Below are 24622 nucleotides of genomic sequence, written 5' to 3'. Positions count from 1 at the left end.
CCATTATATTGATACTGTAGAACCCATTTTTTGATGAGATTATGCGAAATTCGATATCTTTTACCAAGGGACTTATAACCTCCCTCATTACTTAAATATCTTTGAACAATTTCTAATTTCTTTTCGAATGTAAATTTGGACATAAAAACACCCCGTAAATGTTAGTTTGGTGTCTAACATTCACGGGGCAGATCAACTCGGTGCCATTATTTAAAATTTGAAAATTTTTTTTGTATATTTTTATTTTCCACCGCTTGATGGTAATTTTCCGAATTCATTTTTGAATTCTTGTCCTTCCATTGATCATAAGTCATTCCGTAAGAGCCTTCATCATTTAAATATTTAATATAATCGTTCCCGTATGGATACAACATATAATCACCCCCTTAATACCAATGTATGCGCTTTCATATGATTTTGACCAAAAAAAACGCCACATTTTTCGTGGCATTTTGACCTGATTATTTTCCGGCTAAGGCATTCCGCTTGATTGGCCTGTTTAACACATTCCCTTTCCAATAGGCCATCCCCATAGCAGCTAGAAGTAAAATTCCCGTTACGATAAAGACAATTTGGACAGGGAAAATGCCCCCAATAAAACCACCGATCATGGGGCCAATCATCCCGCCAATTTGATTGGCCGTTTGGTTTAACCCAAAGGCTCTTCCTCGGAAATCTTCCGGTGTGGATTTAACAACAAGACCATTTAACGCCGGGAAGACGGCACAGAAAAACACGCCAAAAATAAAACGGATGAGCGAAAATCCCCAAATCTCGCTAAAAAGAATTTGTGCCAAGGTCCCAATTCCCCCGCCAAGAAGTCCAATGACCAACACACGTTGAAAACCAACCTTGTCAGCCCATTTTCCCCAATATGGAGCAAATAAGGCACTGGCAATCCCCGGGATTGAGAATACAATGCCGGCAAGTAAGGAAGCATTTTCAGAGGAACTTCCCAATTTAACAATGTACAATGGCAGAACCGGCTCAATTGTCATAATCGAGCAGCTTGTTACGACGGTTAAGGTGAGAACCATCATTAAAGTCCGATTAGTCCAAGCCACTTTAAAATCATTTTTAACGGAGCCCTGTTCTTTACTTGGCGTAAAATATTCTTCTTTTACCCAAAAGATAATAAGAAATGTAGCGATAAAGACAAAGATTCCAGCACTGGCAAACGCCAATCGGTTTCCAACAAGGTGGGCAATTCCCCCTCCAAGCAAGGGGCCAACTATTCCCCCTGAAGCCGTTGCGGTAGAGATTAAGGAAAGTGCATACCCGATTTTTTCATTTGGTGTATTTGTTCCTATTAAGGCAATTGCGCCGGGAATAAATCCGCTTAGCAATCCCTGCAAAATTCTTAAAACTAATATCTCGTAAGGATTTGTTACAAAAGCCATTAGTGTATAGATAACAAACAGAACGAAACCAGCCCGAACAATCATTGGCTTTCTTCCATAACGGTCAGCTACTCTTCCCCAGAAAGGCGAAGCAACCGCACCGGCAAAAAAGGCCGAACTAAATAGCAGCCCTGACCACATTTCCGTATGCTGATTTACCCCAATTTGCAAAAGAAAAATCGGCAAAAAAGGGATGACCATCGAAAAACTGGCCGATGTAAAGAAACAACCGATCCACAGCACCCATAAGTTCCGTTTCCATGTTTCCATTCTAATCGCTCTCCCGTTATTTCCTTAAAATGATAAAGATGTAATTCAATATCCATTCCAATCGTTTGATAATGCCATCATAACATATAGTTTATTTATTTTCATTCCCGAAATATTAGGGTATAGAAAATAATTAACACGGCTCTGTTAAACTTGGTTGTTGATTTCCTCTCCAGGTGCGAGCGGTTCGCGGGCGGAACGGGGAGCCTCCTCGTCGCTTCGCTCCTGCGGGGTCTCCCCTGCCCCGGATTCCCGCAGGAGTCTTCGCACCTTCCGCTCTGATTAACATTGTTCAAAAATCAACATTGTTTTTTAACATAGCCATTAACAAAAAAAGCACTTGCTCTTATAAGCAAAGTGCTTTCTCTCCAGCGTGGCATCAGGCAGGCAGGTTCTTTTACTACTAAGTCCCAATCCCATCGCATAAAATTTTTAAATAGAGCTTGGTATCGCAATTGTAACGGAGGGAAATTATGTTTAACTTCTTTTCTTTCAGAAAAAAGCAAAAAAACAAAGAAAATCAACTATCCCCTCTGATTATCTCAAAACTAGATCGAATTATTGAATTATTAGAAAAACAGCAATTAGAAAATCCACAAAACAATCAAAAAGGCAACAATCTTCACTTTGATCATGTTCAAGTTGATCATTTAGAGAACATTGTTTTTCGGTTAGACAATATCGAAATTGACGAATTGAGCGGAAAATTAATTATTGGGAACAATATAACTGGCTCGGAGGAATTGGCCAAGTCACTCATTCAAAAAACAGATAAAGAAAAGGCTAAACAAGAAGCCATGTCGGAAACGGAATCAAGTGATGAGGCCCAAATGATGAAAACTGCTAAAGGTTATCGTTTCCGAAATAACATATAATCGGGTAACCCTAGCATGGTTCCTTATTAATATTGGCAATTTTTATATCCCGATCATCCATTATGGCATCGATGCCATCCTGATCATGATTTAGATTCAAATTATTTAATAAATGATTATGGTTTCCATACAAGCTCCCCTGGGAATAATTTACTTTTTCATTTCCATCCATTCCTGTTACATGGCCGCTCCCTACGAATACCGAGCTATTTTGAAACATGGTTTGGACATTTAAACTATCAAGATCCAGGTTCGTTGTATGTTCTTCCTCCCCATAATTTTCCACTGATACATTAATATCCCGGTCGTCGATTGGGGTATCAATAAAATCGGGGTCATTCAGAATCGAAATATTATGGAAAAGATAATTGGATTTACCACTAATATTTCCAATTACACTATTTTCTTTCCCATGGGCACTCCAGCCCACCGCGTTATTGCGTTCCCCAATAAAAATGCCTGATTGTCTTTGCATGGTCTGAACATTTATATCCCCAGCAAAATGAAAATTTGAAGTTTTCATCGCAAATCGTTCCCTATATAGTATTTAAAAACATCCTTACTACCTTCCTGAACTAAGTGTATGTTTACATAAGCCTGATTGTGATAAAGTGAAACTTCAATCAGTTGGGGTTTTTTTTTATCCCCCACTGATTGTTAGTTGAACCGATCGGACTTTTACGGGCAGTTGATCCCCCCACTTACTCTACCTGCTTAAGCTAAGTCCTGAAGTGGGGATCTTACTGCCCGTTAATGCGGGATAAATGCCTAAGTCTTTATGAAAGATTGTGACATTCGCCCAATTGATGAATAGACTAATTTAACGAAAGGATGGGAATGTAAAAATGATTCATCTTCATTTAGAGAATATATCGATCAATAGCATGAAAAAGGTTTCGGGTATTTTCCTGGGCAAAAAAAATACACTTAAACAATTCCGTTATGAAAGTGTACAAAATGAAGCGGTTGGTGCATTTTCCGGAGACAAGAATAAAGTGATTGAGAATTACTGGGTTAAAAATAAGGAAAATTGGGAGGGGGATTAATTCGTGTCTGCTCCAATTTTATCGCCAACCTTTCATATTGGCACCATTAAAATTGGTACCATTGAAGGTGCTTCCTGTTTTAGCATTGGAAACAATTTTATCGAGGACTTTAAAAACACAAAAAAACATAGCCAGGGATTAGGAAACATCCATGGAGACGGAAACACATTTGATCAAACGAGTTCTTCCTTAACAAACTATGAGCCTGACCAGATGAAAAAGAATCCTTCCGACTTATAAGTTCGGGCCAAAATTTGGTTTAAAATCTTGGTCAAAAATTACTCCGTCAATCACTTCAAAACTATCAACAATATTACTTATATTACCTGCACTAACATTAAAGAAACCATAAAGACCGCCAAATCCTAAATTATATTTCCGATTTCCATCCATTCCGGTAACAATGGATTCGCCAACAAAAACGGCTGCATTGGGCTGGGGAGAATTTATATTCATGATTCCTAAATTAATAACTGAAGGCATTGTAGATTCCTCCCGTTCTAACCATTATTTTAAAGTATCTTATGTATGTAAAAAGCTTTCTGTGATAAACATCCCGGATACAAAACAGAGCTGTACAGTGTGCCAGCTCTGTTTTACTTTTTAGGATAAACTTACGAAATATTATTTGGATTGCTTTCATAGATCGATTTTCTGCCATAGGCCTGGCTTTTAATAATTGTGCTAACAACAATAGCCACAACAAAATTAACAACCAGCGCAAACCTCGAACAGATGCATCCGAACCAGCCGCAGGTATAATTCCCTGGTCAATAAAATCGCGGGCAGGATACATGTAATGAACACATTCCCCATAGCCGTAATCACTTCCCCGTTGATAAAAACTACTTCTGCCTCCATTACTGCTCACCTCTCTTTTTTATCTTGAATTCTGACTAATTCTAATGTTAACTTAATTATATTGGTAATGATGAGCGCTTTCATTAGACAAAGCGTAAAATTATTCAGATTATTTTGTAGTGTTATGCGAGAAGGATTGTACCTTATAGGACTATTTGTCTAGTACCATTTGAAAAGCTACTATCTATAATTTAGCGTTGATAAATTGTAAAGGAGTGATTTTATGAATTTAATACAGCCTACCATACTAGTCTTTGATCCAAATCATGCTGAAGAGTATGCGAAAAGCGTACGTGAAAGTGGTTTTACTTCTGTGAGAGCCGCAACAACTAATGAAGAAGCAGAAAAATTTTTACCTAACTCCGAAATTATTTTGGGTTGGAAATTTCCCACCCAGCTCCTGAGTTCGCCGAATGCTTCATCTGTCCGCTGGTTTCAGTCTATGGGGGCAGGGGTTAATGATTTAGTGGCCGACACGTCTATTTCAGAGAACATCATCCTTACAAGAATTGTGGACCAGTTTGGCACCTATATCTCTGAATATGTTTTTGCTTATCTTTTATACATAGTAAAAGAAATTCCCCGCATGAGGAAAGCTCAAACTGAACGGGCCTGGGATTCCTTTATTTCTGAATCCCTCAACGGTAAAACGATTGGGGTCGCAGGACTTGGCTCGATTGGGGCAGAAATTGTCCGGAAGGCAAGGGCCTTTGATATGAAAGTTTACGGATTAAGTTTTAGTGGAAAAATGACCGGAATTGTGGATCACCATTTTACTCCAAATCAGTGGAAGGATTTTGTAAGCGAACTTGATTACCTTGTTCTTACACTTCCGTTAACCGACGAAACCTATCATGTTATCAACCGTAACATCCTTTTGGCTATGAAGTCTGATAGCTGTCTTGTTAATGTGGGACGAGGTGCACTGATTGCTGAAAATGATTTACAATCCGTCCTCGAGGAAGGACACCTAAGAGCGGCAATCCTAGATGTGTTTGAAACTGAACCACTACCAAAGGACCATGCTTTTTATTCCTTGCCAAATGTCTATGTCACTTCGCATTTGTCCGGTCCTAGCACAATTGAAGGTGTGACTCAATTTTTTGCGGATAATGTAAAAAGGTATTTAAATGGTCAAACTTTACACGGAATCGTGGATCGAAAGCGCGGATATTAGTAAAAGGTCTGCCCGGAATAGATTGGGCAGACCTTTAGTTTACTTTAAAAATTTAAATACCGCACGAACAAAGATGTTAACCGCCATTTCCAATAATTCTTCATCAATCCTAAACCGTGGAAGATTTACACTAACGTTTTATTCAGGTTATTTTTGCGAAGTGCTTGTTTATCGCGTATTCTGGTAAGTCGTTTCGTTTTTTGCTTTTCATACAAATAGTAAACAATGAAGTAAGAGAGAACGCCAAGGACAATCCCAAATATCGTCATTCCAATTAACACATGTACTCCACCATGAAGTATGTTAATCAGAACACTAAAATCCCCATGCATTAATTTATCAAAAGAAAAAGGTACACTATGACCAACATTAACTTTCATAGGAAAAACTGTTTTCCCGAGTTTTTTAGCAAAAGGTAAAAGGATTACCGGAAGAAAAGTTAGTTTGCCAATTACATTTCCAATGATTGCGGCGGGAAATGAGCCTTTTGCCAGACGGACTGCCGGGATAAACAATATATAGATAAGTGATGCAGATGAAATCACAAGCATTTCCAAACCAAAACCAATGGCGAATCCCAATGATACTTTTTTAGCCCCGCCAGGAGAACGAAAAAGTTTTAAAAAGTTTAACCTAAAAGCGCGCCCTATGCGCTGAAAAAAATTATACCGCTTTTGTCTTATGCTCATGTGGTAAACCTCCTTTGTTGCAGGCTAATTTTACAAAAATCACAAAAATAATAACTTTATATTAATTATAATCAATTTTCGTGTCAGTTTGTCACTATTTTTATATTTTTTAGACAGGAAATTTCATACTTCTTTGGGTTTCTTCAGCAATCGCCTTTCTTTGTTGAAGAATGATTGCCGATGCTTGTGAAGATAGTGTTTTTACAGGATATTTTCCTTAATCTTATTAGGAAATATTGTACATTATTCCATGTTGGAAAGATAGTTTTCTGTGTTCTTCATTACAATTTGTCCTTCCAGACAAAAAATCGACAGGGCCTGTCACCCTGTCGATTTTTCAAATATTATGGCACTATATTTCCCGCCGCTTTATAGATTTGATACCATTCTTCTCTTGTTAATTTAAGTTCAGAACCTTGGCAGGCATCACTCAATCTTTGTGGATTTGTCGTACCGAGAACGACCTGAATGTTAGCCGGGTGGCGTGTAATCCAAGCCACTGCAATTGCGGTATTCGTAACACCATACTTCTTTGCAATCAAGTCGATGGTTTTATTCAACTCTGGAAAACGCTCCTGATCTCCAAAAAATACTCCATCAAAGAAGCCATGCTGGAATGGTGACCATGCCTGCATGGTGATGTCATTCAAACGGCAATATTCTAAAACACTGCTATCGCGGTTAACCGATTGGTCAATCTTCATATTTAAAGCAATGCCCGAATCAATAATCGGAGTATGGGCGACACTTAACTGGACTTGGTTGACGATTAACTTATAAGGTATGTACTTTTGCAATAAGGCAATCTGTGCCGGATTATGGTTCGATACCCCAAAATACTTAACCTTACCACTTGTATAAAGTTCCTCAAACGCCTCTGCCACCTCTTCAGGCTCCATTAATGGATCTGGGCGGTGAAGCAGCAAAATATCCAGATAATCGGTTTTTAACCTTTTTAAAATACCGTCGACAGACTTTAAGATATGCTCCTTGGAAAAATCAAAATAGCCTTCACCAGCCCGAATTCCGCACTTACTTTGCAAAATCATTTTTTCCCGGATTTTTGAATTCATCTGAATGGCATCTGAAAAAATTTCCTCACATTGCCCTTCTCCGTAAATATCTGCGTGATCAAAAAAATTGATTTCTTCCTCCATAGCTGTCCGGATTAATTTTTCCGCTTCTGGCAAAGAAAGCTGAGTTAAGCGCATATTCCCCATAATCATATTTGAAACTTTTAAATCAGTATTGGCAATGTTTATGTATTTCACACCCGACACATCCTTTAACAGAATTACATGAATATTTTAACACATCCGTTTAAAAACATCCTCTCTATTACCTTTCCAGCGCTTAAATCAAGTAAAAAGATAACTAAAATAAAATTGAGGATAAAAACACAACTGTTGTTACGGTAACCATGCTGAACATCGTTGACATCAATACCACTTGTGCAGCGTATTCCGGATGATTATCGTATTCTAATGCGAAAAGCGCACTGTTTCTGGAAGTTGGGAAAGAACTTGCAATAAACAAAGCCTGCGCTGTCGTACCATCCAATTTTAACGTATAAATAATTAGAAGAGCGATAGCCGGAGAAAGAATAAGCCGGCCAACGAGACTTAAAACCAGCGGTAAAGAAAACCGTGTAATTTTTAGAAAAGCACTTTGTGCCCCTAGCGTTACAAGCGCCACTGCCAGAAAAGCATTAGATGTATTTTTAACAGGTGACCACAAAAATTCAGGTATTTTTATATGAAAGGTGTGAAGCAGCAGTCCTAACAAAAAAGCATAGATAACCGGGTTCTTCAGAAACTCTTTCATTGCTTTTATTTTTCCGCCATCAACGGAAACAGAATTCAGCAGCCCGTAGGTATAGGTAAGCAAATTTTGAAAAATCATCACAATGATTTGGATGGATGCGCCTAATGGGTTTTGATGAAATACCAGCTGGCTGACAGGAAGACCAAAATTTCCAGAGTTATTGAGAACTATGCTATTTTTAAAAGTTGACGATAAACCGTTATCAAATTTGGCTGCCTTAGAAATGAGCGTACTGATGACCATCAAGCATAGAGCTTGTAAGCATAAAAATCCAAGGATATGCAGGAGTGTTTTTCCCCCCACATTATTTTGATAAATATTTGAAAAACTGACTGCCGGCATTAAAAAATACGTATTTAATTTTGATAGCGTGTTCATGTCAAAGTGAAATTTCCGATGCAGGAATACACCTGCCCCTATTAAAAGAAATACAGGTAAAACAACATTCAATAAAATTTGAAAAAATATATACATATGATTCTCCTGAATTTTACAAAGTCCAAAAGAGCCCCTATTTATAGGAGCTCTTTTTTTAGAATGGAATAATCGTTAAAACGAGGGCAACTAAAATCATGACCACTGTTGAACCACAAGCCCATTTTAAGAAAGAGCGCTGTAAATCACCGAAATCGGCGCCAACCATCCCTACTAATAAATAAGTAGAAGGAACGAGCGGACTTAATAGATGGACTGGTAATCCTAGTAATGATGCTCGTCCAATCATCGCAGGGTCAATTCCAAACCCGCTTGCTGCTTTTGCCAGCAAAGGTAATACTCCGTAGTAAAATGCATCATTAGACATAAAGAAGGTAAATGGAGCACTAATAATGGCCGTGATTAGCGCAAAGTGTGAACCAAGTGCATCAGGAATATGAGAAATCATGCTACTTGCCATCGCATCCACCATTTTTGTCCCTGTAAGAATTCCAGTAAAAATACCGGCTGCAAATACCATTGAAACTACAGATAAGGCATTATCCGCATAGTGCATGATTCGTTCTTTTTGTTCTTTCAAATTCGGATAATTGATCGTGATAGCGATTGCAAAACCAATCATAAACAGTACAGTTGTCGGAAGGACTTCTTGAATTAACGCAACTAAAAGTAAAATTGTAAGCATATAGTTAACTAGGATTAACTTTGGACGTTTAAGGTATGCATCCTCTGTTGTAGCTGCCATCAACGCCATTGTCGAATGATCAATTTCCAATACTCCTATCCGTTTACGCTCTTTTCTACCAAGACAGTATGCCATAAACAATACAAACAACACGCCGCCAATCATACTTGGAATAACCGGAGTAAATACATCTCCCATTTCAAGATGTAATGCCGTCATTACCCTGGCAGTAGGACCTCCCCATGGAAGCAGGTTCATTACTCCTGAAGCTGATACTGCAATCCCCGCTAAAACCAACGGCTTCATCCCAATTCGTTTGTACAAAGGAAGCATCGCGGAAATGGTAATCATATAAGTGGTTGTTCCATCTCCATCAAGGGAGATTAATAATGCAAGTACGGCTGTACCAATTGCTATTTTTACTGGGTCACCCTTCACCACTTGTAAGATTTTTTGAATAATCGGATCAAATACTCCCGCATCAATCATAATTCCAAAAAAGAGAATCGCAAACAAAATCATAATTCCAGTTGGTGCAACACTTTTGATCCCTTCTAATGCCATAGGACCCATTTCCTTGCCAAACCCGCCGATTAAGGCAAAGGCAACTGGAACTACCATTAGAGCGATCATGGCAGACAGACGTTTTGTCATAATTAAAATCATGAAACTAATAATCATTAAAAATCCTAAAGTTGCAAGCATTGTCTTCACCCCTTTTGTTAGTAAATTAATAATAATCAAAATTTTCTGAGGTGAAAACGTTTCCAAAATAATGTTAATATCGTAAATTAAATGGTATTTTGTACATTTTGTTCACACGATTGGGTATTTTTCCAATTGAAATCATGAGAGGATTACATGATCTTGCAATCCTCTTTTATATTGGATAATATTTCCTTTCTGGTCTACCCACAATTCCATAAACCACTTCTGCTTTTGCCTCTTTGATCGACGCTAAATATTCCAAATATCGGCGAGCCGTAATCCTGGATGCACCAATTTCCTGTCCCACTTCTTCTGCTGAAAGACCGTCTCTTTTTTCATATAAAACCGCCTTCACTTTTCCAAGCGTGATTTCATCAATTCCTTTTGGCAATCCTGTGCTTTTTCCTGACCTTTCCATTTTATTTTTTCCAAATAAAAGGTCAACATAGCTTTGATTTACCTCTTGGTTTGACATTAACAGCGTGTGTTTTTTAATATATTCGAAAATCACCTCATCAAAGCGCTCCCTGTTAACTGGTTTGATTAAATAATTTTCTACTCCATAGCTTATCGCCTTTTCAAGAAAGACTTTATCGGTTGCAGCTGTAACCATAATAATCCCCATTTTTGGGGAGCTCTCACGGATAATAGGAAGGAGCTCGGCTCCAAGCATATCCGGCATGTATACATCCAAAAGGAGTAAATCAGGCTGTTCATTTTTTATTAATTGTAAGGTTTGCTCCCCATTCAACGCTTTACCAACTACTTCAATTTGCTTAAATTTTTGTAAAAATTTTTCGTGAATATCTGCTATTCGGAAATCGTCTTCTGCAATCACTACCTTGATATTATTCAATATCCTGCCCCCCTATCGTTGTCTTTAGGAAGATATACGGTAAAAACAGTCCCACTCCTCCCACTGCTTTGTACCTCAATCATTCCACCCATCTCTATTACTGCCTCTTCAGCATTTGAAAGGCCATAACCCCTCGTTTCCGTTCCATCCTTTGTAGTAAAACCCTTTTGAAATAGAAGCGGTAATTCATTTTCACTAATTCCGTTTCCATTATCCGCAATCTCAAAAATGATGTCACTGCCAATATCCGTTGCAAAAAATTTAACACTTGGAAATTCAAGGTCATATACGGCCTCAAAGGCATTATCGATTAAATTTCCGAGGATGACAATTAAATTGGACAGTTTTATATGAGGCGGCAACGGTTCCAAATAACTGTCCGAAGCAATTTCAAAGTGAACCTTCTTTTCCGATGCTTTCCCCAATTTCCCTAAAAGGATGGCCTGGATTTTTGTATCCTTTAATTGATTAAATACAACAGAATTCTGAAATTGAAGTGTTTGTGTTTCCAATTGGAGCATTTCAATGGCTTGGTTGTATTCTCCTAACTGGAGCAGACCTAATAGCACGTATAATTTGTTCGTGAATTCATGTGTTTGTGCCCGAAGGTCTTCGGAATAACTTTTCACCTCCGAAATCGTGTTCAGCATTTGCTCTATTTCGGTTTTATCCCGGAAAGATGCGACCACTCCGCTAATTTCATTTTCATCGTATACTGGTGTGCAGCTGACGATTACGGTTTTATCTTTCCAGTTCATTTCTTTATCAATTTGAGGGCTTCCCGTTCTTAATACTTCATATAAGTTGTCTAATGGAAACAGACCATCCACCTTCATATGACGGACAGAACCATGAATGTTTAAGAGTTTTTTAGCGGGTTGGTTCATGGTCGTAATAATTCCTGTTTGATCAATCGCAAGAATACCTTCTTTTACCGCATGCAAGATGGCATTTTTTTCTTTATACAGCCGGGCAATTTCATAGGGTTCAAGTCCCATGGTATCTTTGCGAATATTACGGCCAAGCAGGATACTTCCGAATAATGATATCATAATAGCGAAAAGTGAGACGTACAAAACTTTGGTCACATTATTCATAATTTGTTGATGGATATCTTCCAATAAAAATCCAACAGAAACAATTCCAATAATCTCTCCATTTTGATTGAAAATAGGAGATTTCCCTCTAATGGAAGGGCCAAGTGTCCCCTTAGCCTTTGATACATAATACTTCCCGTTTTGAAGAGCCCTTTCGTTATCTCCACCCTTCATTTTCTTTCCGATAAACGTTTTTAAAGGATGGGAATATCTTGTTCCGTCTTTATTTCCGATCACAACAAATTCAGCACCTGTTTCTTTGCGAATTTTTTCTGCTAATGGCTGGATTGTTTTGGAAGGACTACTTGTTTGAAAAGACTCGATAATGGTAGGAATGAATGATACCGTTTTTGAAATCTCTAATGCCATTCTCCCTTTGTTTTCTTCAATTTGTTTGCTTTCCATATAGCTGAAAAAAACCGTCAGCAAAAGGATTAATAATAACCCAAGTGACAGTACCAGCCCGAAGATTTTCGTCTGAAGTGATATTTTTATTGTGTTCAGGGAGGACTCCTCCTTGCTTCCATGCGAATTCTATTATTCATTATAGCGTTATTTTGGGGAGTTTTCCTTGATATATTGAGCGGAATCATTAAAAAACGACTGGTGTTTCGCACCTGTCGTTTTTACATTTCTACGATATTTACTTTTTTACATTGTTCCGATAGTAACGAGATAGTTCAATCACCATCGCACCCATTCTTTCATTTACAGGAGTAATTACTCTGTCTATCGCTTCTTCTCTTAACGCTTCAGCAGTGACCTTACCTACTGCAACAGCAAGAGTATTGGTCTGAAAAGCATCCAAAATTTCCTCAACCCAGCCTTTTTCTTTTGCAAAATCAAATAAAGAACGAACTTGGTTTGCAGTCGTAAAACATACCGCATCCAGCGTATTAGTTATTAATTCATCACAGATGGTAGCAACAGTTTCAGCTTCTGGAGCAATATGAATGTAAGGAAGCAATTTTAATACTGAAGCCCCTTTATCTTCAAGAAACTTAATCAATGTTGGTGCCTGTTCCCCATGAAGTTGGACCATCACTTTTTTACCATTTAAATCAAACATTTCCAGCGATTTAATTAATCCACCAGTTGTCCCATCCTGGTCAACGGCAACGGGTTTTACACCTAGTTCCTTTAAGGCTGATAGGGTTTTATAACCTCTTGATGCGGCTTTAGATTGACGAATAATTTGTAAAAACTCTTTTTCCACACCCATTTTCTTAGCCAATTCATAGAGAGTGGATGTTCCCATTCCAGTCGTAAAAATTACCCAATCCGCTCCATCACGAACAAACCTCATTAGGTCCGGTTCTACTTCCTTCTCTGATAAAAGTACTGTTCCTTGTAAAGGCCGAACAACCGGAATGCCGCCTTGTTTTTCAATAAGAGTGCTGATTTCTTCTATTTTCCTTGATCCGGTAATCGCAATTCGTTTCGCCATTAAATCTTTTTGCATGAATATTATCCTCTTTCTATCTTTTATTTAATGTTGATTATAGCGGGAAAGTATGATTAGAAAAAGGGAAATGTCTAAATTATCTTTCTTTTATATAAAGTTGACCAAATAAATTAATAGAAGTATAATTCAAACATAAGTTTAAAAATAAAACAATTGTTTAAGAATGCATCATAAGGGGGAACATAAATTGAAAAAACGTAAAATTGGAATGGCGTTATCACTTGTTCTGGCCGCGGGCACACTATTAGGTGCGTGCGGAAAAAGCAATGACAACGAAAATGCCAAAGGAAAAACCTTCTCTGTAGCAATGGTTACGGATATCGGTGGTGTCGATGATAAATCCTTTAACCAGTCTTCATGGGAAGGACTTGAAAAATTCGGAAAGAAAAATGGCCTGACAAAAGGCAAAGGCGGCTATGACTACCTTCAATCTCAATCTGATGCCGATTATACCACCAACTTAAATACACTTGTTCGTCAAGGGTTTGACTTGGTATATGGGATTGGCTTCTTAATGCCAAATGCTGTTGAAGAAATTGCAAAGCAGCAAAAAGATACCAAATTTGCCATCGTTGATGCGGAGGTTAAACAGCCAAACACGGCAAGTATTCTTTTTAAAGAGCAAGAAGCAGGTTTCCTAGCGGGTATAGCGGCTGCTCTTTCAACAAAATCTAACCATGTAGGATTTATTGGAGGTATGAATATCCCTGTAATTGATCGATTTGAATCTGGCTTTATAGCAGGCGTTAAGGCTGCAAAACCAGAAGTAAAAGTCGACGTCCAATTTGCAGGTGCATTTAACAAGGCCGAAGTAGGTCAAGCAATTGCTTCTAAAATGTATTCAACAGGCGCAGATGTAATCTTTCACGCTGCTGGGGCAACGGGTGTTGGCGTATTCAAGGAAGCTAATGACCTAAAGAAAAAAGACCCTAACAAACAAATTTGGGTAATTGGGGTTGACCGGGATCAATCCGATATGGGTCCGAATGTTGTACTTACTTCAGCGCTTAAACGTGTAGATGTCGCTGTACAAGACCTATCTCAGAAAGCAAAAGATGGAAAATTCCCTGGCGGCAAAGTTGCATTATATGGCTTAGCAGAGGATGGTGTTGGCTTAGCACCGATCAATGAGAAAGCTCCTAACAAAGAAAAAATTAATGCAGCCGTCAAGGAATGGGTTGAAAAAATTAAATCAGGTAAAGTAAAAGTTCCTGAAACTCTGAAAGAAGCAAAAACCTTTAGTCCAAAATAAATCGACTGTTTAGGAACGGGGTGAGTTTTGTGCCTGAAAAAATGAATGAGAAAGAACAATTAATTTTGGATTTAATTCGAAAGAACCCCTATGTTTCGCAGCAAGAGCTTGCTGAAACATTAGGCTTATCAAGGCCCTCCGTCGCAAATATGATTTCCGGTTTAACCAAAAAAGGAAAGATTTTAGGCAGAGCCTATATTTTAAGTGAATCGCAGCATGTAATTTGTATCGGCGGAGCAAATATTGACCGTAAATTCCATGTGAAAGATAAAGCACAGTTAGGTACTTCTAATCCTATTTATGCCACTCAGAATGCAGGTGGGGTAGCAAGAAATATAGCAGAAAATCTGGGACGGCTTGGAATGGAAGTGGATCTTATCTCAACAAGCGGTGATGATAAGGACTGGTCCTTTATTGAGGAAGCATCCTCACTTTATATGAACTTAGAAACTGTGACCCAATTTCCTGAAAGATCTACTGGATCTTACACGGCTGTCTTGGATTCAAACGGAGAATTAATTATTGCGTTAGCAGATATGGAAGTCTACGAAGCAATCACACCTGAGTTACTTCTTAAACATGACGTCCTATTAAGCCAAGCAAAATGTATTGTGGCTGATTTAAACTGTCCAAATGAAACGATTCAATTTTTATGCCATTTTGCGAAAAGTCATGACATTCCGATGGTTTTAATACCTGTTTCATCACCAAAGATGAATCGATTACCAGATAATTTAGATGGTGTATCATGGTTAATTACAAACCGTGATGAATCGGAATCATACTTCCATACTGAAATTGAAAATGAAGAAGACTGGAAACAGACATTAGAAAATTGGTTATCACTCGGTATATCAAATGTGATTATTACCAATGGTAAAAATGGTTCGATGATTGGTAATAAAAAAGAAGGAATTTTCCATGTTCCCTCCTTTGAACTAAAGGAAATTATCGATGTTACAGGGGCAGGAGATGCCTTCTCATCTGCGGTTATATACACCTGGTTGGAGGGGAAATCTTTACCTGAAATCGCGAAAGCCGGCAATATAAATGCCGCCAAAACTCTTGAATCCCCTTATACTGTCCGACAGGATTTATCAGCTGAAAAACTATTAAAAGACATGGAGGAATTATCATGAAACAATATATTGAATTATCCGAAGAAGTACGTACTGCTAAGGAACAAGGAAAACCAATTGTTGCTTTAGAATCAACCATTATCTCTCACGGGATGCCCTATCCGCAAAATGTCAAAACCGCTCGTGAAGTAGAACAAATCATCCGTGATAACGGCGCCGTTCCGGCAACGATTGCAATCGTGGATGGAAAAATTAAAATCGGTTTGTCCGATGAAGAATTAGAAATGTTCGGTAAAAGTTCAAATGTAGCTAAAGCATCTAGACGCGATTTAGCTTATTTAATTGCAACAAAAAAACTGGGAGCAACAACAGTTGCTGCGACAATGATTTGTGCTGAGGCAGCAGGAATCAACATCTTTGTTACCGGTGGTATTGGCGGTGTGCACCGTGGTGCCGAAACAACCATGGATATCTCAGCGGACTTGGAAGAACTTGGACAAACAAATGTGGCCGTTATTTGCGCTGGTGCCAAATCGATTTTAGATTTAGGATTAACAATGGAGTATCTTGAAACAAAAGGTGTCCCAGTAATTGGCTATCAAACTGATGTACTTCCTGCCTTCTATACTCGAACAAGTGAATTCTCTTTAAACTTACGTGCTGATGATGTAGAAACGATCGCCTCTACGTTAAAAGTAAAATGGGATTTAAATCTTAAAGGCGGTGCCGTTATTGCCAATCCAATTCCTGAAGAACATGCAATGGATGAGCAAACGATCAATAATGTAATCGAAACCGCATTAAAAGAAGCAGAAGAAAAACATATTTCCGGCAAAGAGGTAACACCTTTCATGCTTGGGAAAGTGAAAGAACTAACCGAAGGAAAAAGTTTAGATGCAAATATTGCTCTTGTTAAAAACAATGCAATTGTTGGCGCAAAATTAGCGGTAAGTTTTAATGCAATGAAATAATTTACTTTTTAATTAAGCTTGTAGATGAAATCTAGGTTCTAGACTAGTCTACAAGCTTTTTAATATTTTAGAAGGTTTTTTGTTATATTTTTCTCCCAATAACTATTCGAATACTTTTTACTGCTGATGGGAAAATTTATTAATGATTCGAATCCACATTGCTTTATAAAACATTTTTACCACCCCTGTAAGGAAGTGATAGCCATTCATAATGATTTAAATAATTTATTTAACAGGGGAACAATGAAATGGTTGATAACATCTACATTAAAAGGAATCTCTCAGGTAATTTTGATTGAAAACGCAGTATCTGGATTTATTATTTTGCTAGCAATCACCATTTCATCGTATTCTTTAGGAATCATCGCCCTTTTTTCTGCTATTATTGGAACATTAATCGGAAAAACAGGCGGCGCAGACCAGGAAAGTGTTAGTCAAGGGCTGTATGGATATAACTCCGTCCTAACAGGAATGGCCCTATTCTTATTTTTAAGCGGCAATGATCGATGGGCAATTGCCCTGGCTGGATCTGCAATTGCAGCTTTATTTACAGCTGCAATGATTTATCTCATGAATCCAACTAAAATCCCAATTCTTACCTTTCCTTTTATCGTTCTAACCTGGTTTTGGCTACTTACTACCTATCGTTTGGTATCCTTTAAGATAAGCCCTAATCTCACTCCGCAATCTTTATCCAATTGGACCCTAAATATAAAAGGAGAAACAAATTGGCTTGACGGCGCTGTGAACGGAATCGGGCAAATTTTTTTTCTAGATAATACCTTTTCCGGTTTCCTATTATTTGTTGCCGTATTTTGGGCTGGATGGAAATTAGGGGTTTATGCCATAATCGGGAATCTGGCTGCCCTCATTACATCCTACTTACTTGGTGGTGAGCATAGCTTAATTTTTATGGGCCTTTATGGTTATAATGCCATTTTAACCATCATAGCAGTATCGATCGTTTTTAAGGATAATGATCGGAATGAATTACTATTTGGTATTATCGCTGCTTGTTTAACTGTTCCGATTACCGCAAGTATTGTTACATGGCTTCTGCCTTATGGACTTCCTGCACTGACCATGCCTTTTGTATTTTGCACTTGGCTTTTCATCTGTGCGAGGAAGGTACTTCCTTCATTTTAAAATCGAAAAAAGCATCCCGATAATCAAACGGGATGCTTTCTTTTATGATTCTAGATGTTCACTCATTAAATCAAAAACCTGTGATTCAATAGAAGCTAAATATTCTTTTTTAACCTTTTGTTTCGGATGTGGATGGTACCATTGGATTTTTCCATCATGAACCATCCCCTTATAATCATGACCTTGTATATTTAATGAAAAATGAGGTTGTTCATGTGCATGCCCCTCAAATAGACGATTTACCTCAAAATTTTCAAACATACATCTTCCTCCCTTCTATTGATAAGGCTCTTTTCGTAAACCTTGTTGCTTTTGGATCTTAATAAGGGTCAAATCCTTAAGTTACTAGGCAATTTTCGCAAATGTTTTTTAAGAAAAGATGCCACGAAGCATTTTGTTAAACGGGTTGATGAACTTATACGAAAAACAACAATCTATGCGAAAATAGCCTTTGAAAAAGGTTCCCCTTAAATTCAGACTTGTATCCCAGATTAAATCCAAAGTTTAAATAAAGCTTCATTTACACCTAAATTATACATATAGTAAAACCCAAAAATTGTACTTAGGGCACCTGTTGCTAATATAAGTGTTCTCCCTGCAACAATTCGTTTCATGCTTAATATAAAAGGAATTCCAATAATAGTTGTAAAAATTAACATTCCGACTACGGTTCCTAATCCAAATACTAAAATATACAATGCACCCTGCCATACAGAATGAACAGTACTCATAGTCAGAAGAACCATGGCAGCACTGCCGGCAAGGCCATGAACAAGACCGATGAATAGAGATTTATAATAAGCAGGCTTTTTTAGAGTCGATGAATTATGTACATCATCATGATGAGAATGATCTCGATTTTTTCGAATCGATAGCATGGCTGCTACACCTAAATATACCAGCATGATTCCCACCAAAAATTCTAATGTAAGTGACCATTTTTCTGGAATATCATTTTTTAACAAAATCAAAATAATCCCAATAATAAATAATGTCGCTGTATGCCCAATTCCCCAAAAGACGCCTGCAAGTGAGGCTTGCCAAAGCTTTTTACTTTGACTTGCAATCGTTGAAACTGCGATAACATGATCCGGTTCCATGGCATGTCTGATACCCAAAACAAAACCTAAAGCCAATACTGAATATAAAGTAACATCCATATTGTTTCCCTCCCCTAAATACTTTTTTCTATCTATAAAAAACCGGCAACCAATTTCCGATTGCCGGATTAAAGCGTTAGTATTTCCTTAGAAAACACGGCTTTTTATGAAACCATTCCTGACTGATGATATGATGAAATTCTGAGAACATTTTTTCGATTACTTGTGTGGAATTAGCTAACACACGAATCGTAAAGCCTGGAACTGGAAGAGAGGATAGTCCAACTTTATAATCATTTGTATTCAATTCAATCTTAGAATATAACTGATCCTGCAAGGCAATATTGGATTGCTCACCGATTACAATCATCGAACCTAAATGGGAAAATCCCTCCATGTATCCAAGTCCCCTTAAATTTTGAATTTCGGGTTTTAATTTTATGTGATCATACACTACTAATTCATCATCCATATAGATTTCGTTCAATAACTGGATGGTTTTATAGCTGAAATGCTCGCCTTCTGGTGACCAGCCCGGTGTAATAATATCCGAATAGAGAAGTGTTGCTGTTTTATCCATTCGAATCACATTTTTTTGTTTATAATGAGCATTCTGATATGCAATCAAGGGATCAGGGATATATTCAAGGTAGCTGCCTGCCCGAAGAATAAACTCTGCCTCTTGATAGGCATGCTCTCTCGGTGTTCTATAAACTTTTGTAGCTGATTGTGTTGTTAATGTTACCCGAGCGTTTTCCTCCAAGGAAATTTTCATTTTATAACGATCTCCATCTAAATAGCCGCCGCCCGGGTTTAATAAATAGTAGCAGGGCTGTCCAGTTTCATCATGGTAAATAGGGCGCATCACTTTAAATGCACCCTGAAAATATACATTTTTTGCAACGGTTTTACCGCTTCTGTTCTCAGCATCTAGGTGAAGAATACCTGTCCAATCACCCATACTAAGCCAATCCTTTTAATAAAGCATTTTGCTTTAACCAATCAATGACATTATCCAAGCCGGAATTATCTTTTAAATTGGTAAAAGCAAATGGTTTGTCTCCGCGAAACACTTTTGTGTCAGACTCCATGACGTCAAGACTTGCACCAACATGCGGTGCCAAATCCGTTTTATTAATAATAAATAAATCGGATTTAATCATCCCCTGACCTCCTTTTCGCGGTATTTTCTCTCCTTGTGCCACATCAATAATATAGATGGAGAAATCAACCAATTCCGGGCTGAAAGTTGCAGCTAAATTATCGCCCCCGCTTTCAACAAAGATCAGTTCTACATCCGGGTGTTTCTCTATTAATTCATTGATGGCGGCAAAATTCATCGAAGCATCTTCGCGAATGGCCGTATGTGGACATCCACCTGTTTCAACACCAATAATGCGGTCAACCGGAAGGACTCCATTTTGCATTAAAAATTTTGCATCCTCTTTTGTATAAATATCATTCGTGACAACTGCCATGCTTATTTCATCCTTCAAATGCCGTGTCAACTTCTCAACTAACATGGTTTTTCCTGCTCCAACAGGTCCACCTACACCGATTTTAATTGGTTCCATTAAAAACATCCTTTCATTTTTTATGACATAAAAATTCTAATATTTACACGCTCGTGCCTCATTTGAGATAACTCAATCCCCGGTGAAACGATTCCAAAATCCTCTTCGTCCAACTGTTGAATCGTTTGGACGGCCTCGGCCAAAACGGTTTGGACGTCGCGAAGAATGATTTGTCCAGCCGTCTGTCCTAATGGGATGCCTCGCACTGCATTTTGGACAATACCTGAAACAACGGAATACAAATAAAATAAAAGGGTCGTTGGTGATGGCACACCAAGGTGATTGGCAACCATTGTAAAAACAATGGATGGGTGACCAAAGGATTGCTTTGTCTCAATCCTTTTTCTGTAAACGGAAAGAATTGGTGCATCAAATAATGATTGCACCAGGTTTAACATTCGCTCACCCATTCTTTGAGTGCCTTCCCTTGTTTCACGGGGTAAATTTTGCACCGCCAATAATCGATCCAGCTTCCAGATTTTCTGAAAATCTTCCTCTTCCAGTGCTTGATAAACAAGTTGACTTGCAAGCCCATCAGAAAAGATGAGCTGCTCTTTTATATAAACCTGAAGCCACTGTGAAAATGTTTCCGTATTATGTACAGCATTTTCTTGAATATAGCTTTCAAGGCCGTATGAATGACTAAAAGCACCGGTTGGAAAATTAGAATCACATAACTGAAAAAGTGATAGGAACTTATGCTCCATGACTATGACCAATATGGCGAAATGCCTGCTTTACCTTTCGCTCTTCCCGCTTATAAGGAATCTTAAGTTCTTTTAAAAGTTCTTCCACTAGGTAATCGTATTGAACCATCATTTCGTCCCCTTCAAATTGGGCAGGAAGATGGCGGTTCCCTAATTGATGAGCAATGTTTCCCATTTCCCTTAAATTACGCGGACTGATCACCAACAAATCATCCGCGACCACATCAACGACAATTATATTTTTTTCATCCATATATAAAACATCGCCTGCAACAAGGTCACGCGGATCCTTTAGGCGGATGCCAATTTCCCTGCCATGGTCCGTTGTTACTCTTTGAATCCGTTTTACAAGATTCGCACTTTCCAAGTAGACTTTTTCAATATGCCTTCTAAAAATCTCTTCCTTTTCCATTTCTTCAATATTGGTTTCTATTCTTTCAATTAACATGCGCTTCACCTCTAAAATAAGAAATATCGTTGTCCCATTGGTACCTTATCAACGGGGTCACATGTGATAAGCTCGCCATTGACTCTAACCTCATATGTTTGCGGATCAACTGACAACTCAGGTGTTTCCGAATTAAGTTTCATGTCTTTTTTCGTTAATTTACGGATTCCCTTTACAGGGAGGATCATTTTTTCCAGACCAAGTTTTTCATGAACTTTCCCTTCATAGGCTGCTTGTGATACAAATGTAATCGAGCTTTTTGCTAATGCTTTTCCTGTTGCGGCATACATCGGACGGCTAATTACCGGCTGTGGTGTCGGAATTGACGCGTTTGCATCCCCCATCATACCGTGGACAATCAATCCACTCTTGAGGACTAGTTCTGGTTTCACTCCAAAAAATGCTGGGGACCAAATGACCAAATCAGCAATCTTTCCTACCTCAATGGAACCAATATAATCGGAAATTCCATGGGTAATCGCAGGATTAATCGTATATTTTGCAATATATCGCTTAGCACGGTTATTGTCTGAAAGCTCACGATCTCCTTCTAATAATCCTCTTTGTTTTTTCATTTTATCAGCGACCTGCCATGTTCGGATGACAACCTCACCAACGCGACCCATCGCCTGTGCATCAGAGCTTGTCATGCTAAAAATCCCCATATCCTGAAGAATATCTTCTGCGGCAATGGTCTCTTTGCGAATCCTTGAATCGGCAAAGGCAATATCCTCTGGTACGGAAGGATTTAAATGATGACAAACCATTAGCATATCCAAGTGTTCGTCGATGGTATTAATAGTATACGGACATGTTGGATTGGTAGAGGAAGGTAAGACATTCATGAAGCTTGCTGATTTAATCAAATCGGGTGCATGCCCTCCTCCAGCCCCTTCTGTATGATACATGTGAATAACCCTATCTTTAATAGCGGCCATCGTATTTTCAACAAATCCACCTTCATTTAACGTGTCCGCATGAAGTGCCACTTGAACGTCATATTTGTCAGCAACTCTTAATGCATGATCAATGGCAGAGGCCGTTGCCCCCCAGTCTTCATGAACTTTAAGACCGATGACACCTGCCCTAACTTGCTCTGCTAAAGGTTCTTCTGTTGCAGCCTGACCCTTACCTGTTAGTCCCACATTTATTGGGAGACCTTCTACCGATTCGAGCATACGGTGAATATTCCACTCGCCGGGAGTGGCCGTTGTTGCCCTTGATCCTGCAGTAGGGCCTGTACCTCCACCAATTAAAGTAGTTAGCCCCGCTGTAAGGGCGACCTCCACTTGTGCCGGGTTGATAAAATGTACATGTGTATCAATTCCCCCGGCTGTTACAATCATTCCTTCACCTGCAATGATTTCAGTGGAAGTACCGATGATAATATCCACACCATCCATGATCAATGGGTTACCGGCTTTTCCGATACCAGAAATCTTTCCATCACGAATTGCAAGATCGGCCTTGTAAATTCCGGTATAATCTAAAATCACCGCATTCGTAATCACCACATCCGGAATACCTTCTCCTCTGGTGACCAGAGGATGCTGACCCATTCCGTCTCTGATTACTTTACCGCCACCAAAGACCACTTCTTCACCATAGACGGTATGATCCTTTTCAATTTGAATAATCAAATCTGTATCGGCCAACCGTATTGAATCACCAGTAGTCGGTCCGTACATTTGCGCATACTGTTTACGCGGCATTTCAAAACTCATTGATTCCCCCCGCTTTCAAGAGTCCCATCGGTTTTATTGTTAAAGCCATACACCTTACGTTCTCCTGCAAAACTAACCAATTCAACTTCCTTTTCATCACCTGGTTCGAAACGAACCGCCGCACCGGCAGGGACATTTAACCGTTTTCCAAAGGCTTCTTCCCTATCAAATTTTAGGGATTCATTCACTTCATAAAAATGAAAGTGTGAACCGATTTGGACCGGGCGATCTCCTGTATTGGTTACCTTCATCTTGAAAAGATCTCTTCCTTCGTTACAAATAATCGGTTCTTCTTTTAAAAACAATTGACCTGGTTCCATCTCCATTGGGTTATCCCTCCTGCTGTTTCTTATCGAATTGGATCATGTACAGTGACTAATTTTGTTCCATCGGGAAAAGTCGCTTCCACCTGTACATCGTCAATGATATCTGGAATTCCCTCCATCACATCTTCGCGTTTTAAAATGGTCGCACCATATTCCATCAATTCAGCCACTGTTTTTCCATCTCTTGCTCCTTCCAGCACTTCATATGTTATCAGTGCAACAGCTTCAGGATAGTTTAATCTCAATCCTCTTTCTCTCCTTCTTTTGGCAAGATCTGCTGCGACAACAATCATAAGTTTATCAATCTCACGAGGAACTAATAGCATTTCGCGGCCTCCTTCAAATTCCCTCTATTTGTTGTTAAAATTAACCATACTTCAATAAAATTTCCCAATTCAATTTCTTTTTAAACAGCAGTTTTAATATTTTAATTTTTTTGAACTAAAAAAAGCTATCGGGGCTGAGTCCCGATAGCTCGAATTTATTCACTAATAATCATCACAGAAGACACAACACTCGCTGCTTTCTTTTCATTTTGAAATAAATCTGCAATGACATAGGCAACCTTTCTGCCCATTTTTTCAACCCTGGCCTCGACCATAACCTCTCCTTTTAAAATTGGCCGATGAAAGGTTGTATGTAAATCAATAGAAGTAAAACTCTCACCTTCATTTATTTTGGAAGCAACCGCATAGGCCATCATGATGTCTGCTGCTGATGAAACAAAGCCGCCCATTGCCACTCCGAGTCCGTTCATGAACTGATCATCAACACTCCAAATCCCACGCGCGACTCCATCACATGCTGAGGTCACCTTCAACTGCAACGTCTGATCACACGGAGGAGGCACCACGCCATCCGTAACAACCCTCATAAGATTAAACCCCTTGTCCATGTTTCCCATCCC

Annotated in this window: 30 protein-coding genes; 8 read left to right on the top strand and 22 right to left on the bottom strand. The window is 38.7% G+C overall.

The features are described from left to right. Window positions 1-206: 206 nt before the first annotated feature. The gene (locus tag BIV60_RS29845) at window positions 207-374 is read right to left on the bottom strand and encodes a hypothetical protein (protein ID WP_177177364.1); all 168 of its coding nucleotides are present in this window, start codon (window positions 372-374) and stop codon (window positions 207-209) included. Window positions 375-461: 87 nt separating this feature from the next. Then, window positions 462-1670 (bottom strand): MFS transporter, encoded by a 1209-nt coding sequence (locus BIV60_RS21490; protein ID WP_071357763.1) that lies wholly within the window; start codon window positions 1668-1670, stop codon window positions 462-464. A 473-nt stretch (window positions 1671-2143) separates the two neighbouring features. Between BIV60_RS21490 and BIV60_RS21485 the strand changes: the two genes are divergently transcribed. Next, window positions 2144-2545, top strand: a complete 402-nt coding sequence (locus BIV60_RS21485; RefSeq protein ID WP_071357762.1) for a hypothetical protein — start codon at window positions 2144-2146, stop codon at window positions 2543-2545. A gap of 10 nt (window positions 2546-2555) precedes the next feature. Here the strand turns inward: BIV60_RS21485 and BIV60_RS21480 are convergent, their stop codons facing one another. After that, window positions 2556-3068 carry a hypothetical protein gene (locus tag BIV60_RS21480; protein ID WP_071357761.1) on the bottom strand — a complete coding sequence of 171 codons (513 nt, stop codon included), beginning with the start codon at window positions 3066-3068 and terminating at the stop codon, window positions 2556-2558. 322 nt (window positions 3069-3390) lie between these two features. Here BIV60_RS21480 and BIV60_RS21475 point away from each other — a divergent pair, with 322 nt between their 5' ends. Together BIV60_RS21475 and BIV60_RS21470 are read left to right on the top strand one after the other, a co-directional pair. Beyond that, window positions 3391-3591 carry a hypothetical protein gene (locus BIV60_RS21475; protein WP_071357760.1) on the top strand — a complete coding sequence of 67 codons (201 nt, stop codon included), beginning with the start codon at window positions 3391-3393 and terminating at the stop codon, window positions 3589-3591. 3 nt (window positions 3592-3594) lie between these two features. Then, window positions 3595-3831, top strand: coding sequence for a hypothetical protein (locus BIV60_RS21470; RefSeq protein ID WP_071357759.1), 237 nt, complete (start codon window positions 3595-3597; stop codon window positions 3829-3831). Here BIV60_RS21470 and BIV60_RS21465 read toward each other — a convergent pair. Both BIV60_RS21465 and BIV60_RS21460 read right to left on the bottom strand, forming a co-directional pair. Next, window positions 3826-4074 carry a hypothetical protein gene (locus tag BIV60_RS21465; RefSeq protein ID WP_071357758.1) on the bottom strand — a complete coding sequence of 83 codons (249 nt, stop codon included), beginning with the start codon at window positions 4072-4074 and terminating at the stop codon, window positions 3826-3828. The genes BIV60_RS21470 and BIV60_RS21465 overlap by 6 nt on opposite strands. Next, window positions 4058-4462, bottom strand: a complete 405-nt coding sequence (locus tag BIV60_RS21460) for a hypothetical protein (protein WP_141770517.1) — start codon at window positions 4460-4462, stop codon at window positions 4058-4060. Before BIV60_RS21460 ends, BIV60_RS21465 begins: the two co-directional genes overlap by 17 nt. A 213-nt stretch (window positions 4463-4675) precedes the next feature. On the opposite strand from BIV60_RS21460, the gene BIV60_RS21455 reads away from it, so the two are divergent. Further along, window positions 4676-5629, top strand: a complete 954-nt coding sequence (locus tag BIV60_RS21455; protein ID WP_071357756.1) for a D-2-hydroxyacid dehydrogenase — start codon at window positions 4676-4678, stop codon at window positions 5627-5629. A gap of 125 nt (window positions 5630-5754) precedes the next feature. Here BIV60_RS21455 and BIV60_RS21450 read toward each other — a convergent pair whose 3' ends face one another. From BIV60_RS21450 to BIV60_RS21420, 7 genes are all read right to left on the bottom strand, one after another. Next, window positions 5755-6318, bottom strand: a complete 564-nt coding sequence (locus tag BIV60_RS21450) for a DUF2062 domain-containing protein (RefSeq protein ID WP_071357755.1) — start codon at window positions 6316-6318, stop codon at window positions 5755-5757. 344 nt (window positions 6319-6662) lie between these two features. After that, entirely contained in the window at window positions 6663-7589 is a 927-nt protein-coding gene (locus tag BIV60_RS21445) for an aldo/keto reductase (protein WP_071357754.1), read from the bottom strand. Window positions 7590-7692: 103 nt separating this feature from the next. Beyond that, window positions 7693-8616 (bottom strand): AEC family transporter, encoded by a 924-nt coding sequence (locus tag BIV60_RS21440; RefSeq protein ID WP_071357753.1) that lies wholly within the window; start codon window positions 8614-8616, stop codon window positions 7693-7695. Window positions 8617-8674: 58 nt separating this feature from the next. After that, on the bottom strand, window positions 8675-9967 hold the full coding sequence (locus BIV60_RS21435; RefSeq protein ID WP_071357752.1) for a CitMHS family transporter: 1293 nt from the start codon (window positions 9965-9967) through the stop codon (window positions 8675-8677). Between the two features lie 175 nt (window positions 9968-10142). Then, window positions 10143-10826, bottom strand: coding sequence for a response regulator (locus BIV60_RS21430; RefSeq protein WP_071357751.1), 684 nt, complete (start codon window positions 10824-10826; stop codon window positions 10143-10145). After that, entirely contained in the window at window positions 10823-12328 is a 1506-nt protein-coding gene (locus BIV60_RS21425; RefSeq protein WP_083402379.1) for an ATP-binding protein, read from the bottom strand. Before BIV60_RS21425 ends, BIV60_RS21430 begins: the two co-directional genes overlap by 4 nt. A gap of 238 nt (window positions 12329-12566) precedes the next feature. Beyond that, window positions 12567-13385 carry a uroporphyrinogen-III synthase gene (locus tag BIV60_RS21420; RefSeq protein ID WP_071357749.1) on the bottom strand — a complete coding sequence of 273 codons (819 nt, stop codon included), beginning with the start codon at window positions 13383-13385 and terminating at the stop codon, window positions 12567-12569. Between the two features lie 190 nt (window positions 13386-13575). On the opposite strand from BIV60_RS21420, the gene BIV60_RS21415 reads away from it, so the two are divergent. The 4 genes from BIV60_RS21415 (at window position 13576) to BIV60_RS21400 (ending at window position 17836) form a co-directional block, all read left to right on the top strand. Further along, window positions 13576-14640, top strand: coding sequence for a BMP family lipoprotein (locus BIV60_RS21415; protein WP_071357748.1), 1065 nt, complete (start codon window positions 13576-13578; stop codon window positions 14638-14640). A 41-nt stretch (window positions 14641-14681) separates the two neighbouring features. Further along, on the top strand, window positions 14682-15779 hold the full coding sequence (locus tag BIV60_RS21410; protein WP_071357771.1) for a carbohydrate kinase: 1098 nt from the start codon (window positions 14682-14684) through the stop codon (window positions 15777-15779). Next, window positions 15776-16690 (top strand): pseudouridine-5'-phosphate glycosidase, encoded by a 915-nt coding sequence (locus tag BIV60_RS21405; RefSeq protein ID WP_071357747.1) that lies wholly within the window; start codon window positions 15776-15778, stop codon window positions 16688-16690. Before BIV60_RS21410 ends, BIV60_RS21405 begins: the two co-directional genes overlap by 4 nt. A gap of 243 nt (window positions 16691-16933) precedes the next feature. Next, entirely contained in the window at window positions 16934-17836 is a 903-nt protein-coding gene (locus BIV60_RS21400; RefSeq protein WP_071357746.1) for an urea transporter, read from the top strand. Between the two features lie 42 nt (window positions 17837-17878). On the opposite strand, the gene BIV60_RS21395 is transcribed toward BIV60_RS21400, so the two are convergent. The 10 genes from BIV60_RS21395 to BIV60_RS21350 form a co-directional block, all read right to left on the bottom strand. Then, entirely contained in the window at window positions 17879-18097 is a 219-nt protein-coding gene (locus BIV60_RS21395; protein ID WP_071357745.1) for a DUF5342 family protein, read from the bottom strand. 230 nt (window positions 18098-18327) lie between these two features. Beyond that, window positions 18328-18996 (bottom strand): urease accessory protein UreH domain-containing protein, encoded by a 669-nt coding sequence (locus BIV60_RS21390; RefSeq protein ID WP_071357744.1) that lies wholly within the window; start codon window positions 18994-18996, stop codon window positions 18328-18330. Between the two features lie 76 nt (window positions 18997-19072). Then, complete coding sequence (locus tag BIV60_RS21385; RefSeq protein WP_071357743.1) at window positions 19073-19897, bottom strand: urease accessory protein UreD; 825 nt, start codon at window positions 19895-19897, stop codon at window positions 19073-19075. A gap of 1 nt (window position 19898) precedes the next feature. Further along, window positions 19899-20510, bottom strand: a complete 612-nt coding sequence (ureG, locus tag BIV60_RS21380) for an urease accessory protein UreG (RefSeq protein WP_071357742.1) — start codon at window positions 20508-20510, stop codon at window positions 19899-19901. A 20-nt stretch (window positions 20511-20530) separates the two neighbouring features. Further along, complete coding sequence (locus BIV60_RS21375; protein ID WP_071357741.1) at window positions 20531-21217, bottom strand: urease accessory protein UreF; 687 nt, start codon at window positions 21215-21217, stop codon at window positions 20531-20533. After that, window positions 21207-21665 carry an urease accessory protein UreE gene (gene ureE, locus BIV60_RS21370; protein WP_071357740.1) on the bottom strand — a complete coding sequence of 153 codons (459 nt, stop codon included), beginning with the start codon at window positions 21663-21665 and terminating at the stop codon, window positions 21207-21209. The genes BIV60_RS21375 and ureE overlap by 11 nt, the downstream gene beginning before the upstream one ends. Before the next feature lie 11 nt (window positions 21666-21676). Further along, window positions 21677-23389 carry an urease subunit alpha gene (ureC, locus tag BIV60_RS21365; RefSeq protein WP_071357739.1) on the bottom strand — a complete coding sequence of 571 codons (1713 nt, stop codon included), beginning with the start codon at window positions 23387-23389 and terminating at the stop codon, window positions 21677-21679. Continuing rightward, window positions 23386-23709, bottom strand: coding sequence for an urease subunit beta (ureB, locus tag BIV60_RS21360; protein WP_071357770.1), 324 nt, complete (start codon window positions 23707-23709; stop codon window positions 23386-23388). The genes ureC and ureB overlap by 4 nt, the downstream gene beginning before the upstream one ends. Window positions 23710-23738: 29 nt before the next feature. Beyond that, window positions 23739-24041: an urease subunit gamma gene (locus BIV60_RS21355; RefSeq protein ID WP_071357738.1), complete on the bottom strand. Its 303-nt coding sequence runs from the start codon at window positions 24039-24041 to the stop codon at window positions 23739-23741. Window positions 24042-24196: 155 nt separating this feature from the next. Continuing rightward, window positions 24197-24589 (bottom strand): PaaI family thioesterase, encoded by a 393-nt coding sequence (locus BIV60_RS21350; protein ID WP_256218490.1) that lies wholly within the window; start codon window positions 24587-24589, stop codon window positions 24197-24199. Window positions 24590-24622: the final 33 nt, after the last annotated feature.

The sequence above is a fragment of the Bacillus sp. MUM 116 genome, from assembly GCF_001866655.1.
In the GTDB taxonomy this organism is placed as follows: domain Bacteria; phylum Bacillota; class Bacilli; order Bacillales; family Cytobacillaceae; genus Neobacillus.
The sequence above is the reverse complement of the archived record's forward strand: the minus strand, read 5'-3'. Positions and strand labels throughout refer to the sequence as shown.

Excerpts from the sequence above, each read along its gene's own strand:
- BIV60_RS21475 (WP_071357760.1), top strand. The coding sequence starts at position 3,391 with ATGATTCATCTTCATTTAGAGAATATATCGATCAATAGCATGAAAAAG.
- BIV60_RS21400 (WP_071357746.1), top strand. The coding sequence starts at position 16,934 with ATGAAATGGTTGATAACATCTACATTAAAAGGAATCTCTCAGGTAATT.
- BIV60_RS21395 (WP_071357745.1), bottom strand. The coding sequence starts at position 18,097 with ATGTTTGAAAATTTTGAGGTAAATCGTCTATTTGAGGGGCATGCACAT.
- BIV60_RS21480 (WP_071357761.1), bottom strand. The coding sequence starts at position 3,068 with ATGAAAACTTCAAATTTTCATTTTGCTGGGGATATAAATGTTCAGACC.
- ureC (WP_071357739.1), bottom strand. The coding sequence starts at position 23,389 with ATGAGTTTTGAAATGCCGCGTAAACAGTATGCGCAAATGTACGGACCG.
- BIV60_RS21435 (WP_071357752.1), bottom strand. The coding sequence starts at position 9,967 with ATGCTTGCAACTTTAGGATTTTTAATGATTATTAGTTTCATGATTTTA.
- BIV60_RS21390 (WP_071357744.1), bottom strand. The coding sequence starts at position 18,996 with ATGGATGTTACTTTATATTCAGTATTGGCTTTAGGTTTTGTTTTGGGT.
- BIV60_RS21420 (WP_071357749.1), bottom strand. The coding sequence starts at position 13,385 with ATGCAAAAAGATTTAATGGCGAAACGAATTGCGATTACCGGATCAAGG.
- BIV60_RS21410 (WP_071357771.1), top strand. The coding sequence starts at position 14,682 with ATGAATGAGAAAGAACAATTAATTTTGGATTTAATTCGAAAGAACCCC.
- BIV60_RS21450 (WP_071357755.1), bottom strand. The coding sequence starts at position 6,318 with ATGAGCATAAGACAAAAGCGGTATAATTTTTTTCAGCGCATAGGGCGC.
- BIV60_RS21425 (WP_083402379.1), bottom strand. The coding sequence starts at position 12,328 with ATGGAAAGCAAACAAATTGAAGAAAACAAAGGGAGAATGGCATTAGAG.
- BIV60_RS21465 (WP_071357758.1), bottom strand. The coding sequence starts at position 4,074 with ATGCCTTCAGTTATTAATTTAGGAATCATGAATATAAATTCTCCCCAG.
- ureB (WP_071357770.1), bottom strand. The coding sequence starts at position 23,709 with ATGGAACCAGGTCAATTGTTTTTAAAAGAAGAACCGATTATTTGTAAC.
- BIV60_RS21490 (WP_071357763.1), bottom strand. The coding sequence starts at position 1,670 with ATGGAAACATGGAAACGGAACTTATGGGTGCTGTGGATCGGTTGTTTC.
- BIV60_RS21375 (WP_071357741.1), bottom strand. The coding sequence starts at position 21,217 with ATGGAGCATAAGTTCCTATCACTTTTTCAGTTATGTGATTCTAATTTT.
- ureE (WP_071357740.1), bottom strand. The coding sequence starts at position 21,665 with ATGTTAATTGAAAGAATAGAAACCAATATTGAAGAAATGGAAAAGGAA.
- BIV60_RS21440 (WP_071357753.1), bottom strand. The coding sequence starts at position 8,616 with ATGTATATATTTTTTCAAATTTTATTGAATGTTGTTTTACCTGTATTT.
- ureG (WP_071357742.1), bottom strand. The coding sequence starts at position 20,510 with ATGGAACCAATTAAAATCGGTGTAGGTGGACCTGTTGGAGCAGGAAAA.
- BIV60_RS21405 (WP_071357747.1), top strand. The coding sequence starts at position 15,776 with ATGAAACAATATATTGAATTATCCGAAGAAGTACGTACTGCTAAGGAA.
- BIV60_RS29845 (WP_177177364.1), bottom strand. The coding sequence starts at position 374 with ATGTTGTATCCATACGGGAACGATTATATTAAATATTTAAATGATGAA.
- BIV60_RS21385 (WP_071357743.1), bottom strand. The coding sequence starts at position 19,897 with ATGGGTGATTGGACAGGTATTCTTCACCTAGATGCTGAGAACAGAAGC.
- BIV60_RS21350 (WP_256218490.1), bottom strand. The coding sequence starts at position 24,589 with ATGAGGGTTGTTACGGATGGCGTGGTGCCTCCTCCGTGTGATCAGACG.
- BIV60_RS21485 (WP_071357762.1), top strand. The coding sequence starts at position 2,144 with ATGTTTAACTTCTTTTCTTTCAGAAAAAAGCAAAAAAACAAAGAAAAT.
- BIV60_RS21355 (WP_071357738.1), bottom strand. The coding sequence starts at position 24,041 with ATGCTATTAGTTCCTCGTGAGATTGATAAACTTATGATTGTTGTCGCA.
- BIV60_RS21455 (WP_071357756.1), top strand. The coding sequence starts at position 4,676 with ATGAATTTAATACAGCCTACCATACTAGTCTTTGATCCAAATCATGCT.